Raw genomic sequence first — 16,214 nt, forward strand, 5'->3', positions numbered from 1 at the left:
CAAGCCCGCTCGCCACGGGGGAGTCGGTGGGGTGTCAGGAATGGCTTCCGCGATGTAACGATTATTTTACGATTGGGCCTAGCCTACGCAGGGCGTGCTCTTGATGAACTTTTTGTGTAAAGAAAATCTTCCATTTGACGAACAATCTCTCCCGCAACCCTCCTTAGCGGATCGAGCGGTGTACAATGCGCCGCGTTTTACTGTGACCCCCCTTGCGTACCCACGCAAAAGGCCTTCAAGGCTAGCTGCCTTGTTAACTCCGCCCGGCCATAAGCCGGACGGGTTCGATTTCGTCACAGATAAAAACAAACAGGTGACGCATGACCGTTAGAAAGACGCTGGACTCCTGGTGTTTGCGCTGGGGTTTGATCGGCGCTGCTTGAGTCGGTTTCAAAGCAGCATCGTGTATTGAACATCATCAAACCTTGCGTGAGACCCTTTTCATGAGTGGACCCAACTCGCATTCAGGCGAACTGAAGCGCGGCCTGAAAAATCGTCATATTCAATTGATCGCCCTTGGTGGCGCGATCGGTACCGGCCTGTTCCTGGGCTCGGCGGGGGTGCTGAAGTCAGCCGGCCCGTCGATGATCCTCGGCTATGCCATCTGCGGTTTCATTGCCTTTATGATCATGCGCCAGTTGGGCGAAATGATCGTCGAAGAGCCAGTGGCCGGTTCCTTCAGCCATTTTGCCCACAAGTACTGGGGCGGTTTCGCAGGCTTCTTGTCGGGCTGGAACTGCTGGATCCTCTATATCCTGGTGGGCATGTCGGAGCTGACGGCGGTCGGCAAGTATGTGCATTACTGGTGGCCGGAGATTCCGACCTGGGTCTCGGCGGCGGCCTTTTTCGTGCTGATCAATGTGATCAACCTGGCCAACGTCAAAGTGTTTGGCGAAGCCGAGTTCTGGTTTGCGATTATCAAGGTGGTGGCGATTATCGGCATGATCGCCCTGGGCAGCTATCTGCTGGTCAGCGGCACCGGCGGGCCCCAGGCGTCGGTGACCAACCTGTGGGAACACGGCGGGTTCTTCCCCCATGGTGTCGGCGGCCTGGTGATGGCCATGGCAATCATCATGTTCTCCTTTGGCGGCCTGGAAATGCTCGGTTTTACCGCCGCTGAAGCGGACCAGCCACGCACCGTGATCCCCAAGGCGATCAATCAGGTGATCTACCGCATCCTGATTTTCTACATTGGCGCCCTGGTAGTGCTGCTGTCGCTGACGCCGTGGGACAGCCTGCTGGTGACCCTGAATGCTTCCGGCGATGCCTATAGCGGCAGCCCGTTCGTGCAGGTGTTCTCGATGCTGGGCAGCAACACCGCCGCGCATATCCTCAACTTCGTGGTGCTGACGGCGGCGCTGTCGGTGTACAACAGCGGCACCTACTGCAACAGCCGCATGCTGCTGGGCATGGCCGAGCAAGGCGACGCCCCGGCGGCGTTGGCGAAGATCGACAAGCGCGGCGTGCCGGTGCGTTCGATCCTGGCCTCGGCGGCCGTCACCCTGGTGGCGGTGTTGATGAACTACTGGATCCCGCAACACGCCCTGGAACTGCTGATGTCCCTGGTGGTGGCCACGTTGGTGATCAACTGGGCGATGATCAGCTTCTCGCACTTCAAGTTCCGCCAGCACATGAACCGCACCGGTCAGGTGCCGCTGTTCAAGGCGCTGTGGTACCCCTATGGCAACTACGTGTGCCTGGCGTTTGTGGTGTTTATCCTGGGGGTCATGTTGTTGATTCCGGGGATTCAGGTCTCGGTGTATGCGATTCCTGTCTGGCTGGCCTTTATGTGGGTGTGCTATGTGCTCAAGAACAAGCGCAAGGCTCAGGCTGACGTGAGTGCTGTATCCTCGCTGAACCCCTAGCCCACCGCGTAGGGGCCGGCAACCCGGCCTCTACCCTCGCTCACGGACCCGCTTTCGATGTTGGTGATCTCCAGTAACGTGCACCTGCCCGATGCCGAAATCGAGTTGACGGCCATCCGCGCCCAGGGCGCTGGCGGGCAGAACGTCAACAAGGTCTCCAGCGCCGTGCATTTGCGCTTCGATATCGGCGCTTCGTCGCTGCCGCCGTTCTACAAGGAACGCTTGCTGGCACTGCGTGACAGTCGGATTACCAGCGACGGCGTATTGATCCTCAAGGCCCAGCAATACCGGACCCAGGAACAGAACCGCGCCGATGCCCTGGAGCGCCTGGTGGAGTTGATCCTCAGCGCGACCAAGGTCGAGAAAAAACGCCGCCCGACCAAGCCCACCCTGGGCTCGAAAAAGCGTCGCCTGGAATCCAAGACCAAGCGCGGCAGCATCAAGGCCGGGCGCGGCAAGGTGGATTTCTAGCCGGCGTTACGTTCGTCGCGGTATTTGGGGGCCTGGCGATACAGGTACAGGCTCAGCAGCAGCCCGGCGAAGGCCGCCAGTGCGGCAAACAAAAAGATTGAGGCAAAGCCGAAACCCGCCGCAATCGCCCCGGCCAGCGGCCCGGTGATACCCAATGACAAGTCGATAAACAACGAATAGGCCCCCACCGCCGCGCCACGGCTGGAGGCGGGTACCAGGTTGACCGCTTCAACCCCCAGCGCCGGGAACACCAGGGAAAACCCGAAACCGCTCAAGGCCGCGCCCGCCAGGGCCAGCTCGGCGCTCGGGGCCAGCCATAACAGCAGCAGGCCGAGGGTTTCTACCGACAGGCAGGCAATCGCCACGCGAAACCCGCCGATCCGGTTGATCAGGTTGCCGAACAGCAACCGCGCCCCGATAAAGCTGGCGCCGAACAGGCTCAGGCACAGCACTGCGTTATCCCAGTTGCGGGTCGCGTAATACAGGGTGATAAACGTGGCAATGGTGCCAAAACCGATGGAACCCAGGGCCAGCCCGCAGCCGTGGGGCAGCACGCGGCCGAGCACATGCATAAAGGGCAGGCGCTCGCCGACCACAATGGGCGCCGCGACTTTCGGCCAGGCCAGCAACAGGCCCAGCACCGCCAGGGCAATAATGCTGGCACCCATGCTCCACAGCCCGAACCGACTGACCAGCAGCACCCCCAGCGGGGCGCCAATCGCCAGGGCGCCATAGCTGGCAATGCCGTTCCAGGAGATGACCTTGGCGGTATTCACCGCGCCGACCCGGCCGATGCCCCAGCCAATGGAGCCCGAACCCACCAGGCTTTCGGCACTGCCCAGCACCAGCCGGCCAATCAACAGGCTGGCCAGGCTCAGGGTCGGCAGGTGGGTCAGGGCGGCGGATGCCAGCATGAACACCCCGCTCAAGCCGCAACCGGCCAGGCCGTACATCACCGCGCGCTTGCTGCCGCGGTTGTCGATGATGCGCCCGGCGTAGGGCCGGCTCAGCAGGGTGGCCAGGTACTGCACGCTGATCACCAGGCCCGCGATCACGGCGCCAAAGCCCAGGTCGCTGTGGACATAGCCCGGCAATACGGCCAGGGGGATGCCGATATTCAGGTAGCCGATAAAGGTGAACAGCACGATGGAAACGACTTGCAGCGTGACCGCCATGGGGCGCTGGGTATCTGGCATGGGAAAGATCCACTGTCGCGGCAGGAAAAGATAGGTTGCTTATGATACCGGTGCTTTACGCTGCCAGAAAATCATTCACCACGGCAACTGTGGCAAAGGGGCTTACTGTAACCAGAGGGCTTGTGGTGGCTAGGGGGCTTGCTGTGGCGAGGGGGCTTGCCCCCGTTGGGTGGCGTAGCCGCCCCAAAACCAGCCACCTCGGTTTACCTGACAGGGGGGCTGCTGCGCAGCCCAACGGGGGCAAGCCCCCTCGCCACAGGATAAAAATCAGGGGGTTTCGGGGTCGAGCATGCGCGTGGTCACCAGCGCGGCCAGGGCGTTTTCCTGGGTGCCAAAGCGCTTGAGCAGCAGCGCCTGTTTTTCCGGGCTGAGGCGGCTCCAGACGTCGACCATTTGCAGGGCGGCGCCGAGTAACGCTTCATCGGGGGAATTGTGGGGGGTATCGGGCATGTGGCGTGTCTCTTGATTCAGGCGGTGTGGAAAGCGCGCAATGTCACGCTTTCCACACGGTCTGGGTGCTGCGGTCAGTCGTCGCTATCGCTGTCGACCGGTGTTGCCTGTGCCGGCGCTTGTTTGTCACTGCCGGCCTGTTGCGGGGTTGGCTGCTCAGTCTCGTGCAGGCTTGGGAAGGGGAGATTGGGAATCTCGTGCATCGTCGTCGCTCCTCGCAAGGTCTGTTGTGCAATTGCAGATGTGCCACGCTTTTCACAAAGCCTGGGCAGGATACAGCACTGCAAATGACAAAAAGACTTTTATCTCGCCAAATGCGCAAACCTTCATCTACCCGGCGCAAGTGACAAGAGGTCACAGGCTGGCCTGGCGTTCCATGGCTGCCTTGTAGAGCGAGTTTTTCGGCTGGGCAAAGACCCGCGCCAGCATCGGTTCGAAAAAACTCAGGGGCAGGGTGGCATAGGCGGGGTCGAACGCCGCCGCGTCATACAGTGCGCAGAACTCGATGGTTTGCTCGTACTGCGGGTGTTCGCCAAATTGCTCGCGCAGGTGGCGATCCATACCCAGATGATGAAAGAAATAGTAACCCTGGAAAATCCCGTGCTTTTCCACCATCCACAGGTTCTGCGGGCTGACGAACGGCTTGAGGATGGCGGCGGCAATGTCCGGGTGATTGTAGGAGCCCAGGGTGTCGCCGATGTCATGGAGCAGTGCGCAGACCACATATTCTTCGTCGCGGCCATCGTGCCAGGCGCGGCTGGCGGTTTGCAGGGAATGGGTCAGGCGGTCCACCGGGAAACCGCCGAAGTCACCTTCCAGCAGGCGCAGGTGCGCGAGGATCCGTCCGGGCAGTTGGCGGGCGTAGGCACTGAAGTCGGCAGCGATGATTGCCCAGTCTTCCTGGGTGCCGTCCTGCATATGGGTAAAGCGGGCCTGTTGGCTCATCGACATGTCTCTTATTGTTTTGCGGGTTTAGAACGGTACCTTGCCCAGAATCATGTCGCGGTACATCACGAAATCGCCCAGCAGGCTGTAGAACGGATGCTGGAACGTGGCCGGGCGGTTCTTTTCAAAGAAGAAGTGGCCGATCCAGGTAAAGCTGTAGCCGGCCACCGGCAACACCCACAGCAGCCACCAGGCACCTTTGCCGACGGCGAAGGCGAGAATAAAAATCACCAGGCTGGTGCCGATAAAATGCAGGCGCCGGCAGGTGCTGTTGCCGTGTTCGCTCAGGTAATACGGATAGAACTCGGCGAAGCTATTGAATTGTCTGACATTTTCCACGTTGGCCGGCCCTCTGTTTGTTGTTGTGCCCGACGGATGTTCGGCGGGGAGCTTATTTGAGTCTATAGTCATCACAGGCAAGGGCCAGTGACAATAGACGCCACTTTAGTATCCTTGGGTTCCGGGCTGCGGTTTCAGCCGTCCCTTCATAGAACGCGCGCAAGAAAACGCCATGAACGAACGAACCACTTCTGCAAGTTGGGCGATGGGGATAGTCAAGGCGCTGGAGCTCGATGGCCTGGATTGCCGTGCCCTGTTCCAACAGCTGGGCCTGGATTACCGCGCCCTGGATGACCCCGATGCGCGTTTCCCCCAGGACTCCATGACCCGGCTCTGGCAGCGCGCGGTTGAGCTGTCGGGCAATCCGGCCATTGGCTTGAATATGGGCAAGGTGGTGCGTCCGGCGTCCTTCCATGTGGCGGGTTATGCCTTGATGTCCAGCAGCACCCTGGCTGAAGGCTTTGCCCGGCTGGTGCGTTACCAGCGAATCATTGCCGAAAGTGCCGACCTGAGTTTCCGCCTGTTACCCGAAGGCTATGCGCTGATCCTTACGGTCCACGGCGACCATCTGCCACCCACCCGGCAAAGCGCCGAGGCTTCACTGGCCTGTGCCCTGGCGTTATGTGGCTGGTTGACCGGGCGCACGCTGCAGCCGCGCAAGGTGTTGGTGCAGGGTGATCAGCCAGTGGACCTGGAGCCTTACAAGCAGGCCTTTCATGCACCGCTGGTGTTCAACGCGCCGTATGACGCGCTGATCTTCGAGCGGGCGGACATGGAAGCGCCGTTGCCCACCGCCAATGAGGCTATGGCGCTGCTGCACGATCGATTTGCCGGGGAGTACCTGGCGCGGTTTTCCGAGAGCCGGGTGACCCACAAGGCTCGCCAGGTGCTGTGCCGGCTGTTGCCCCAGGGCGAGCCCAAGCGTGAGGTGGTGGCGCAGACGTTGCACTTGTCCCAGCGCACCTTGCAGCGGCGCTTGCAGGAGGAGGGCACCAGCTTCCAGGCTTTGCTCGACGACACCCGCCGCGAGCTGGCCGAGCAGTACCTGGCGCAGCCGAGCATGACCCTACTGGAAATCGCCTACCTGCTGGGGTTTGCCGACCCGAGTAACTTCTTTCGCGCGTTTCGCCGCTGGTTCGATGCCACGCCCGGCGAATACCGGGCGCGGCTGCAGGCTACGTCGGTGAGTGTCAGTGGCGCCAGAACGCCGGAATGCACAGCACCAACACCGTAATGATCTCCAGCCGGCCCAGCAGCATGCCCAGGGACAGGATCCACTTGGCGGCGTCCGGCAGGGTCGCGAAATTGCCAGCCGGGCCAATGGTTTCCCCCAGCCCCGGACCTACACCGGAGACGGTACTGGCGGCGCCGGTCAAGGCGGTCATCCAGTCCACGCCCAGCAGCGACAGGGCCAGGGCAATCATGCAGATGGTGATGGCGAAGAAGAACGAGAACGTCAGGATCGAGCGCACGATTTCTTCGTCGAGGCGATGGCCGTTGTATTTCTGCTTGATCACCGCCCTTGGGTGAATCAACTGGTTCAAGTTGGCCTTGAGCAGGATATAGGCGACCTGGAAGCGGAAGATCTTGATCCCGCCGGCGGTGGAGCCCGAGCAACCGCCGACAAAGCCCAGGTAGAAGAACAGCATCAGCGAGAAATTGCCCCACAGGCTGTAATCGCCCAGGGCAAAGCCGGTGGTGGTCACCACGGACGTGACGTTCAGCGCGACATGGCGCAGTGCATCCAGCCAGTGCAGGTTGGTGGTCCACCAGTACCAGGTGCCGAGCACCACCCAGGTCACCAGCAGCATCGCCAGCAAACCTTGTACTTGCTGGTCCTTGATCAGCGCCTTGCGGTTGCCACGCAATGTCGCGACATACAGGGCAAACGGCAGGCTGCCCATGATCATCACCACGATCGCCACCCAATGCACCGCCGGCTGTTTCCAGTGGGCCAGGGACTCATCGGAGGTGGAGAACCCACCGGTGGAAATGGCCGACATCGCGTGGTTGATCGCGTCGAACAGGCCCATGCCGGCCCACCAGAACCCGAGGCTGCCGAGGATGGTAATCCCCACATAGGCCGCCACAATCAGGCGCGCCACCATATGGGAGCGCGGCATGACCTTCTCGGAGCGGTCCGAGGATTCGGTCTGGAACAGGCGCATGCCCCCGATGCGCAGCAGCGGCAGGATCGCCACCGCCATGCCGATAAAGCCGATGCCGCCGAGCCAGTGCAGCATCGAGCGCCACATCAGGATGCCCGGCGACATGGTGTCCAGGCCGCTGAGCACGGTGGCGCCGGTGGCGGTGATGCCGGACATGCTTTCAAAGAACGAGTCGGTATAGCTGATATGTTGGGTCAGCAAAAACGGCAGCGCGGCAAAGATGCACACCACCACCCAACTGCTGACCGTCAGCAGGTACATGTCCCGGGGGCGCAGTTGCACCTGCTTCGGGCGCCCGGGAATCACCAGGGCCAGGCCGGCGATAAAAGTGATCATGCTTGCCCAGAGAAAGGACGGCAGGTCGCTGGTGCGCTCGAAAAATATCAGGGTGGCCATGGGCACGACCATGGCGACCGCGAGGGTAATCAGGAAGATGCCGATGATGAAACCAATGATCCGCAGGGTCGGCATTGCCATGAACAGCGCTCGGGTAACAGTCTGAGGCGCCATTCTACCTACGGTGCAGGGCTTGTAAACCGGGGGCTGCAAAGGGGGCGCGGATATGATGTAGGACTTGGCTTAATGGGGAGCTGGCTTGTGTGGGAGCTGGCTTGCCTGCGATGGCCGTGGGTCAGGCCCGAATGCTTGACTGAACCACCGCCATCGCAGGCAAGCCAGCTCCTACAGGGGAGGTGGCGAGGGCAAACGATGAATACAAAAAAGGCGACCCGAAGGCCGCCTCATTCAAACCGCGTGGATCAGAACTCGTGATCAGCGGTATCCGGGTTCAGGTCACCGATTCCCAGCTTGCCAGCTGCTTGCTCGATGGAGCCGGTCTGCTTGACCAGGGCGGCGATGGCATCGCGCACGATCTGGTTGCCCGCCGTGTTGCCGGCCGCGATCAACTGGTCGTAGTGCTCACCCTTGTTGGCGTGGTCGACCATGACCTGGATCTTCGCTTCGGTAGCCGCCAGGTCAGCCTTGAGGGCTGCATCGGCGGCCGGGTCGACCTTGGCCACCAGGGACGACAGGCTGGCGCCGGTCAGCTTGGTGCCATCGGCGCGGGTGTACTCGCCCAGGTAGACGTTGCGGATGCCCTTGGCGTCGTAGAACTGCGAATTGTGGGTGTTGTCGCTGAAGCAGTCGTGCTCGTCTTCCGGCGAGTTGGCTTCCAGGGACACCTTCATGCGCTCGCCCGCCAGTTCACCCAGGGACAGGCTGCCCATGCCGAACAGCATCTTGCGCAGGCCGTCGGTCGCAGGTTCTGCTTCCAGGGTGGCGCGGTAGTTGTCTTCGACGTTGGGTTTCCAGTTGCCGACCATTTCTTCGAGGTCGCTGACCAGCAGTTGGGTCACGGCGCGCAGGTAAGTGCGGCGACGCTCGTTATGCCCACCGGTGGCGCCGTCGCCTTGCAGGTAGTCCGACGCTGGACGGTTGCCGGCGCCAGGGCCGGTGCCGTTCAGGTCCTGGCCCCACAGCAGGAATTCGATGGCGTGGTAGCCGGTGGCGACGTTGGCTTCGGAGCCGCCCAGCTCATTGAGGCTGGCGAGTTTTTCCGGGGTGATTTCCTTGACGTCGACCTTGTCTTCGCCGACCTGGATCTCGGTGTTGGCGATGATATTGGCCGTGGCGCCCGGGTTGCCGAGGGCGTGTTCGTAGGACTTGTCGACATAGTCGATCAGGCCTTCGTCCAGCGGCCAGGCGTTCACCTGACCTTCCCAATCGTCAATGATGGTGTTGCCGAAGCGGAACACTTCGCTCTGCAGGTACGGTACGCGCGCGGCGATCCAGGCGGTACGGGCGGCCTTCAGGGTCTCGTCGTTGGGGTTGGCGAGGAAGGTGTCGATCGCGGTCTGCAGGGTTTTTGCGGTGGACTCGGAGTCGCTGTACACCGCGAACACCAGGTCTGCGTAATGCGCGACGACTGCCTTGGCGGCCGCCTCGTCAACCTGGCCGGCGGTAGCGGCAGCCGCTGGAGCGGTAGTGCTGGCAGTTGGCGTCGGCGCCTGAGGCGCGGCAGCCTTGTCTTTGCCCTCGCCGCAGCCGGCGAGAGAAATGGCGATGGCCAGCAGACTGGCGGTGGCCAGGGGCATACGAATCATGGCGAACATCCTGCTTCGGTAGTGGATCGGGGCGCAGTGCAGCGCGCAAAACTGCAACATAATGCGAAAGATTTGCATTTTCTGTAAAGGGTTAACGCAGGAAAAGTTTCATAGTCAGGCGCCAGCCGCCCAAGGCCGTGCCTTGGGCGGCATTAAGGCTTTACAGGATGGCGGCGTTATTGCGCTCGGCTTGCTTGAGGTAGGCCGCCAGCTCACGGGCGGGCAGGGGTTTGCTGTAGTGATAGCCCTGACCTTCGTGGCAGCCTTCGCTGATGATGTAGGCTTCCTGCTCGGGTGTTTCCACACCTTCGGCGATGACCTGCATGCCCAGGCTTTTGCCCAGCTGGATGATCGCCCGCACGATGGTCGCATCGTCGTCGTCGTCCAGCAGGTCCTGGACAAAGCTCTTGTCGATCTTGATTTTGTCCAGAGGCAGGCTTTTCAGGTAACTCAGTGACGAGTAGCCGGTACCGAAATCGTCGATGGCAATCAGCGCGCCGGAGCGGCGCAGGCTCAGCAAGTGCTGGGCGGCGGTGCTGATGTCTTCCATCAGGCCGGTCTCGGTCACTTCCAGTTCCAGGCTGCGCGGCGGCAGGCGATAGATCTGCAGCAGGTTGTTGACCACTCGTGGCAGTTCGGCGTGGTGCAGTTGCACCGTGGACAGGTTGACCGCCATGCGCAGCTCGGTAAAGCCCTGGTCATGCCATTCGCGCAATTGCCGGCAGGCCTGGTCCAGCACCCACTCGCCAATGGGGATGATGGTGCCGTTCTGTTCCGCCAGCGGGATAAACAGGTCCGGTGGCACCAGGCCGTGTTCCGGGTGTTGCCAGCGAATCAGCGCCTCGACGCCGACCACGCGATGATCGGCATAGCTGATCTGCGGTTGGTACACCAGATGAAACTGGTTGCGGCCCAGGGCTTCGCGCAGGTCTTTCTCCAGTTCGCGGCGACGGCGTATCTCGCTGTCGACACTGGCGATATAGAACTGATAGCGATTGCGCGAGCGGCTCTTGGCCAGGGTCATGGTCTGCTCGGCCTTTTGCAGCAGTTTCTCGGTGCTGTCGCCGTCTTCGGGGAACAAGGTGATACCGATGGTGGCGCGCAGGCGGATCTGTTCGTGGTCGAGGGCGAACTCGGCTTCCAGGTCATCGAGGATGCTCTGTGCCAGCTCGGCGGCTTCGTAGGGTTGCTCGATATCGGCCTGGACCAGGGCGAACTGGTCGCCGCCCAGGCGCGCCAGGGCGCCGAGGCGCCCACTGTGGGCACGCAAGCGGTCGGCCAGGGCCAGCAGCAACTGGTCGCCGGCCTGGTAGGTGTACTGCTCGTTGACGCTCTTGAAGTCATCCAGCCCCACGCACAGCACCGCGACCCGGCGTTGCCGGCGCCCGGCGTCGACCAGGATCTTGTCCAGCTGTTCCTGCAGTTTCTGGCGGTTCGGCAGGCCGGTAAGAAAGTCGTACTGGGCCATGCGCAACAGGCTGTTTTCTGCTTCGTGGCGCAAATGGGTGTTGCGCTCGATAGACGCCAGCAACTGGTTGGCAGTGTTGATCCATAGCCCCAGTTCATTCTTTTCGTGGCCCTTGAGTTGCGGGATCTTGTGCTCGCTGGGGCGGTCGGGATTGATCGAACTCAGGTGGCTGATGATCCGCGACAGGGGCTTGGTCAGCAGCCAGTGATAGACCAGGTACAACACCAGGCCCATGGCCAGGGCGCGCAGCACCCCGGAGATAAAAATGATCCCCGAATTGACGATAAAGCCCCGGCCATAGGTGGCGGTGTCGAGGGTGATGCTCAGGTCGCCGTAATACTCGCTATAAGGCCCGCGCCCTACCAGCGGGGTGGTAAAGCTGCGTTCCCGGCCCAGAATCACGTCCGTCAGCCAGCGGCTGGGGGACTGCTGCAAGTCCCGGCTTTTTTCGGCGAGCATGGGTTCATTGGGATGGCCAATAGAGGCCATGCGCACCGCATCATCCTGAAACAGGCCTTCGATGACTTGCATACCCATCTCACGGTCCAGGCTGTAGACGGCCTGGGTCGAGGGGTCGCGAAACATGTCGAGGATGCGCTGGGCATCGCCTGCCACCGCCTGGCGCGTCTTGTAGGCATCAAAGACGATCTGCGCCACGCTTAGTGCCACGCCCACTATCAGTGCCGACAACAGCACCACCCGGAGCAACTTCACCGACAAGCTGTTTTTGAGTTCCAGCTTCAAAGGGTTATTCCTTGTTCCATGCGGGTAGCCTCAATATGCCATGAGTATTGGCAATCCCGTGGTGGCAGTCAAAGGAACATTGCGGTGCGTGGCGTCTGGACGCTAGCGGGGCAAGATCTGGAAGGCGATGGGCGGATCAAATCTTCCGCCCTTTTGCACGGCTGGCGGGCGTACAGGCGTAGGCTTTTCTGCCTGTCGCAAGAGCACGTCGATGGCCTCAAGGGTGCGGGTAGGTAATCTGCATATCGACTTTGGCGTGTACATCTTCGGCTATTTTGCCGGGTTCTTTCTCCTCGTCTTCACCTGACTTGCCCTTTATTGCATTCCCCAGCACTCCCGCCAAGGCACCCACAAGCTCTCCGATCCCTGGCATGGCGCCCTTGGCGAGTTCCATTATTCCAAGCATGGTTGATACTCCTAAAATAGATGAGGGAGTTATTTCTCTCACCGGCTCAGTGGTCAATTCCTGTCGGTGAGTTCCACGGGTGTTGGGGTGAGGTGGTTTCAATCTGGCACAAAAAAGCCCGGCAATTGCCGGGCTCTTTTTTACTGCAAGGGTTACTTACGCAGTGAAGGTTTTGCCTTCGAACTGCTCGGCAACGAACTTCCAGTTGACCAGGTTCCAGAACGCTTCCACATACTTTGGACGCACGTTACGGTAGTCGATGTAGTAGGCGTGTTCCCAGACGTCGCAGGTCAGCAGCGGGGTATCGCCGCTGGTCAGCGGGTTGCCGGCGCCGATGGTGCTTGCCAGGGCCAGGGAACCGTCAGCCTTTTTCACCAGCCAGCCCCAACCGGAACCGAAGGTGCCGACCGAAGTCTTGGTGAACTCTTCCTTGAACTTGTCGAACGAACCGAAAGCGGCGTTGATCGCCTCGGCCAGTGCGCCAGTCGGTTGGCCGCCGGCGTTTGGCGCCAGGCAGTTCCAGTAGAAAGTGTGGTTCCAGACCTGGGCGGCGTTGTTGAAGATGCCACCCGAAGAGGATTTGACGATCTCTTCCAGGGTCTTGCCTTCGAACTCGGTGCCAGGCACCAGGTTGTTCAGGTTCACGACATAGGTGTTGTGGTGCTTGTCGTGGTGATACTCCAGGGTTTCCTTGGAGATGTGCGGCTGCAGGGCATCGTGTGCGTAGGGCAGCGGCGGCAATTCGAAAGCCATGATAATTCTCCTAATCAGGTCAGTTGCGGTGAGCGCAAGGCCGATCACGGGCGGCCAAACAAGCGCCGGGGAGTTTGTACTCTTTGCGGCGCAGGGGCTGGATCATAGCACCGGGGGTGCGGCAAAACCACGCAACAACTGTGTGGGATAGAGGTTCCAGAGCGTTTTGGAATATTCCTCAGGTGCTGATCAATTGATAGGCCACGCTGAACATCATCACCGCCACCAAAAGGTCCAGCAGGCGCCAGGTCGCCGGGCGCGCGAGCCACGGGGCCAGCCACGCCGCGCCCAGGGCCAGGGCGGAAAACCAGAGGAACGACGCACTGGCGGCGCCTGCGACATAAGCGCCCGGCTCGGTTTGCTGGGCGCCCAGGGAGCCGATCAGTAACACCGTGTCCAGGTACACATGAGGGTTGAGCAGGGTTACGGCCAGGGCGCTGAGCATCACCGCGCGCAATGAGCGCACCTTCTGGCCCTCGCCTTGCCCCAGGCTTTGCCGCGAACAGGCGCGGCGCAAGGCCAGGGCGCCATACCACAGCAGGAAAGCCGCGCCGCCCCAGCGGGCAATCGCCAGCAATAACGGGTTGTGCGCCAGCACCGTCGCCAGGCCAAACACCCCGGCGGCCACCAGCAGCGCATCACACACCACGCACAAGGCCGCCACTGGCAGGTGATGTTCGCGACGCAGGCTCTGCGCCAGCACAAACGCGTTTTGCGTACCGATAGCCATGATCAGCCCGAGGGCCACCAGCAAGCCGTTCACATAACTTTGCCACATAGGATTTACTCCGCGCCCGCTGCCAGTTGTTTCAATACATCCATTGCCCGCTCGGCATCGTTGCGGCCGACAAACAAATGGTCGTGGTAGTAGCCGGCGACCACGTTGCAACTGATCCCGGCACGTCCCAGGGCAGTGGCGAAGGCGGCGGTCAGGCCGACGGCCTCCAGGGCCGAGTGCACGTTCAAGGTGATCCATGCCGCCACATACTCAAAGGCCAGGCCGGCCTGTTCGGCCTGTTGGCGCTCGACAATCACCGTCAAGCCTTCCTGTTCGCGAAAGCTGCCGATCACTTCGCAGGCGGGCAGGCGGTTGTCGGCCAGGGTGCAGAACACATAGTCGCCCGCGTTGAGCTGTGGGCTCATGCTGCGCAGTAGGGTTGCCAGGGCGGTTTCGCCAGCCATTGGAAGATCCTTGAAAGAAGGTAAACACGGGATGCTGGTCATTCTCCGGTCTGGCGCTGTATAAGAAAAACCAATATTGCTCATCGCTCATTAGGAACACTGATGTTCGACTACAAATTGCTCTCTGCCCTGGCGGCGGTGGTGGAACAGGCCGGCTTTGAACGTGGCGCCCAGGTGCTGGGCGTGTCGCAATCGGCCATTTCCCAGCGCATCAAATTGCTTGAAGCGCGTATCGGCCAGCCAGTACTGGTGCGCGCAACGCCGCCCACCCCCACGGAAATCGGCCGGCGCCTGCTCAACCATGTGCAGCAGGTGCGCCTGCTGGAGCGCGACCTGCAAAGCCAGGTGCCGGCGTTGGACGAGGAGGGCATGCCGGAGCGCCTGCGGATTGCCATCAACGCCGACAGCCTGGCCACATGGTGGGGGCAGGCGGTGGGGGACTTTTGCGCCGAACAGCATGTGTTGCTGGAGTTGGTGGTGGAAGACCAGACCGTCGGCCTCAAGCGCATGCGCGCCGGCGAAGTGGCGGCCTGCGTCTGCGCCAGCGAGCGCCCGGTGGCCGGTGCCCGCAGCCTGCTGCTGGGGGCCATGCGCTATCGGGCCCTGGCCAGCCCGGCGTTTATCGCCCGGCACTTTCCCGGCGGGGTGCGCGCCGATCAGTTGGCCCGGACCCCGGCGCTGGTATTTGGCCCGGATGATTTCCTGCAGCATCGCTACCTCGCCTCGCTGGGCGTGGACGGCGGTTTCGAGCACCATTTATGCCCGTCTTCCGAAGGGTTTATCCGCCTGGCCGAGGCCGGCCTGGGCTGGGGGCTGGTGCCGGAGTTACAGGTGCGTGAGCAACTGCAGCGTGGGGTGCTGGTGGAGTTATTGCCAGATAAACCCATTGATGTGCCGTTGTACTGGCATCATTGGCGCAGTGGTGGGCAATTGCTCGGCTTGTTGACCGAGCATCTGGCGCGGGCGACCGGCCAGTTGTTGGTGCCGTTGGGGTGACGGCTGGCGTCAACGCAACTGTGATGAAAAATGTAAAGAGCACGGAGTAATACATGAAAATTCTGGTCACCGGCGCAAGCGGCTTCATTGGCGGGCGCTTTGCGCGCTTCGCCCTGGAGCAGGGCCTGGACGTGCGGGTCAACGGGCGGCGGGCCGAGGGTGTCGAGCACCTGGTACGGCGCGGCGCCGAGTTTATCCAGGGTGATCTGAATGATCCGGATCTGGTGCGCAACCTGTGCCGCGACGTCGAAGCCGTCGTGCATTGTGCCGGTGCCGTAGGGTTGTGGGGGCGTTACCAGGACTTTTACCAGGGCAATGTGCAGGTGACCGAAAACGTGGTCGAAGCCTGCCTGAAACAGCGGGTCGGGCGCCTGGTGCACTTGTCGTCGCCGTCGATCTATTTCGATGGCCGCGATCACCTGGGGCTGACCGAAGAGCAAGTGCCCAAGCGTTTCAAGCATCCCTATGCGGCCACCAAGTACCTGGCCGAGCAAAAAGTCTTCGGTGCCCAGGAGTTCGGCCTAGAAGTGCTGGCCCTGCGCCCGCGCTTTGTCACCGGGGCCGGGGATATGAGCATCTTCCCGCGACTGTTGAAAATGCAGCGCAAAAACCGCCTGGCCATCGTCGGCGACGGCCTGAACAAGGTTGATTTCACCAGTGTGCACAACCTCAACGAGGCCCTGCTCAGCAGCCTGCTGGCCACTGGCTCGGCGTTGGGCAAGGCCTATAACATCAGCAATGGCACGCCGGTGCCGGTGTGGGACGTGATCAACTACGTGATGCGCCAGATGGAAATGCCCCAGGTCACGCGTTACCGTTCCTACGGCTTGTCCTACAGCGTCGCGGCGCTCAATGAAGCCTTCTGCGCGATGTGGCCGGGGCGTCCGGAGCCGTCACTGTCACGCCTGGGCATGCAGGTGATGAACAAGGATTTCACCCTGGACATCAGCCGCGCGCAGCACTACCTCGATTACCAACCCAGGGTCAGCCTGTGGACAGCGCTCGACGAATTTTGCCACTGGTGGAAAGTCCAGGAACCGGGCTCCCAGTAGCCTTCGCAACACCGGGAACCGATTTTTCGGTTGCCGCTCGACCAAGGCGACGGGCCAGGGGTTTATACTCCCGCCGC

Annotated in this window: 17 protein-coding genes; 5 read left to right on the top strand and 12 right to left on the bottom strand. The window is 61.5% G+C overall.

The window, feature by feature from the left end; all coding sequences use genetic code 11:
• Nucleotides 1–443: 443 nt before the first annotated feature.
• Together JFT44_RS10145 and arfB are read left to right on the top strand one after the other, a co-directional pair.
• Nucleotides 444–1,865, top strand: coding sequence for an amino acid permease (locus JFT44_RS10145; RefSeq protein ID WP_057439985.1), 1,422 nt, complete (start codon nucleotides 444–446; stop codon nucleotides 1,863–1,865).
• Between the two features lie 57 nt (nucleotides 1,866–1,922).
• On the top strand, nucleotides 1,923–2,336 hold the full coding sequence (gene arfB, locus JFT44_RS10150; RefSeq protein WP_057439984.1) for an alternative ribosome rescue aminoacyl-tRNA hydrolase ArfB: 414 nt from the start codon (nucleotides 1,923–1,925) through the stop codon (nucleotides 2,334–2,336).
• Here the strand turns inward: arfB and JFT44_RS10155 are convergent.
• The 5 genes from JFT44_RS10155 to JFT44_RS10170 form a co-directional block, all read right to left on the bottom strand.
• Nucleotides 2,333–3,532 (bottom strand): MFS transporter, encoded by a 1,200-nt coding sequence (locus JFT44_RS10155; RefSeq protein WP_198830609.1) that lies wholly within the window; start codon nucleotides 3,530–3,532, stop codon nucleotides 2,333–2,335. The two genes, arfB and JFT44_RS10155, sit on opposite strands and share 4 nt — an antisense overlap.
• Before the next feature lie 267 nt (nucleotides 3,533–3,799).
• Nucleotides 3,800–3,982, bottom strand: coding sequence for a hypothetical protein (locus JFT44_RS10160; protein WP_115128812.1), 183 nt, complete (start codon nucleotides 3,980–3,982; stop codon nucleotides 3,800–3,802).
• Between the two features lie 74 nt (nucleotides 3,983–4,056).
• Complete coding sequence (locus JFT44_RS28875; protein WP_258558642.1) at nucleotides 4,057–4,185, bottom strand: hypothetical protein; 129 nt, start codon at nucleotides 4,183–4,185, stop codon at nucleotides 4,057–4,059.
• A 151-nt stretch (nucleotides 4,186–4,336) separates the two neighbouring features.
• Nucleotides 4,337–4,927: an HD domain-containing protein gene (locus JFT44_RS10165; protein WP_057960497.1), complete on the bottom strand. Its 591-nt coding sequence runs from the start codon at nucleotides 4,925–4,927 to the stop codon at nucleotides 4,337–4,339.
• A 27-nt stretch (nucleotides 4,928–4,954) separates the two neighbouring features.
• A complete protein-coding gene (locus JFT44_RS10170; protein ID WP_198830610.1) occupies nucleotides 4,955–5,266 on the bottom strand; it encodes a DUF962 domain-containing protein in 312 nt (103 codons plus the stop codon).
• A 172-nt stretch (nucleotides 5,267–5,438) separates the two neighbouring features.
• Here JFT44_RS10170 and JFT44_RS10175 point away from each other — a divergent pair, with 172 nt between their 5' ends.
• The gene (locus JFT44_RS10175; RefSeq protein WP_057960496.1) at nucleotides 5,439–6,500 is read left to right on the top strand and encodes an AraC family transcriptional regulator; all 1,062 of its coding nucleotides are present in this window, start codon (nucleotides 5,439–5,441) and stop codon (nucleotides 6,498–6,500) included.
• Here the strand turns inward: JFT44_RS10175 and JFT44_RS10180 are convergent.
• The 7 genes from JFT44_RS10180 to JFT44_RS10210 form a co-directional block, all read right to left on the bottom strand.
• A complete protein-coding gene (locus JFT44_RS10180; RefSeq protein WP_057960495.1) occupies nucleotides 6,457–7,911 on the bottom strand; it encodes a TrkH family potassium uptake protein in 1,455 nt (484 codons plus the stop codon). The two genes, JFT44_RS10175 and JFT44_RS10180, sit on opposite strands and share 44 nt — an antisense overlap.
• A 281-nt stretch (nucleotides 7,912–8,192) precedes the next feature.
• Nucleotides 8,193–9,536, bottom strand: coding sequence for an imelysin family protein (locus tag JFT44_RS10185; RefSeq protein ID WP_198830611.1), 1,344 nt, complete (start codon nucleotides 9,534–9,536; stop codon nucleotides 8,193–8,195).
• A 160-nt stretch (nucleotides 9,537–9,696) separates the two neighbouring features.
• Nucleotides 9,697–11,748: a bifunctional diguanylate cyclase/phosphodiesterase gene (locus tag JFT44_RS10190; RefSeq protein WP_057960494.1), complete on the bottom strand. Its 2,052-nt coding sequence runs from the start codon at nucleotides 11,746–11,748 to the stop codon at nucleotides 9,697–9,699.
• 217 nt (nucleotides 11,749–11,965) lie between these two features.
• On the bottom strand, nucleotides 11,966–12,154 hold the full coding sequence (locus JFT44_RS10195; protein ID WP_057439976.1) for a hypothetical protein: 189 nt from the start codon (nucleotides 12,152–12,154) through the stop codon (nucleotides 11,966–11,968).
• 156 nt (nucleotides 12,155–12,310) lie between these two features.
• Entirely contained in the window at nucleotides 12,311–12,907 is a 597-nt protein-coding gene (locus JFT44_RS10200) for a superoxide dismutase (protein ID WP_003212997.1), read from the bottom strand.
• Between the two features lie 178 nt (nucleotides 12,908–13,085).
• Nucleotides 13,086–13,685: a LysE/ArgO family amino acid transporter gene (locus tag JFT44_RS10205; RefSeq protein WP_057439975.1), complete on the bottom strand. Its 600-nt coding sequence runs from the start codon at nucleotides 13,683–13,685 to the stop codon at nucleotides 13,086–13,088.
• A 5-nt stretch (nucleotides 13,686–13,690) separates the two neighbouring features.
• Nucleotides 13,691–14,089, bottom strand: a complete 399-nt coding sequence (locus JFT44_RS10210; protein WP_057960493.1) for an ACT domain-containing protein — start codon at nucleotides 14,087–14,089, stop codon at nucleotides 13,691–13,693.
• A gap of 102 nt (nucleotides 14,090–14,191) precedes the next feature.
• On the opposite strand from JFT44_RS10210, the gene JFT44_RS10215 reads away from it, so the two are divergent.
• Nucleotides 14,192–15,085 (top strand): LysR family transcriptional regulator ArgP, encoded by an 894-nt coding sequence (locus tag JFT44_RS10215; protein WP_057439973.1) that lies wholly within the window; start codon nucleotides 14,192–14,194, stop codon nucleotides 15,083–15,085.
• A 53-nt stretch (nucleotides 15,086–15,138) separates the two neighbouring features.
• The gene (locus JFT44_RS10220) at nucleotides 15,139–16,137 is read left to right on the top strand and encodes an NAD(P)-dependent oxidoreductase (RefSeq protein ID WP_057439972.1); all 999 of its coding nucleotides are present in this window, start codon (nucleotides 15,139–15,141) and stop codon (nucleotides 16,135–16,137) included.
• The last annotated feature ends 77 nt before the right edge of the window (nucleotides 16,138–16,214 follow it).

This window comes from Pseudomonas sp. MF5691, assembly GCF_016405645.1.
Taxonomy (GTDB): Bacteria; Pseudomonadota; Gammaproteobacteria; order Pseudomonadales; family Pseudomonadaceae; genus Aquipseudomonas; species Aquipseudomonas shahriarae.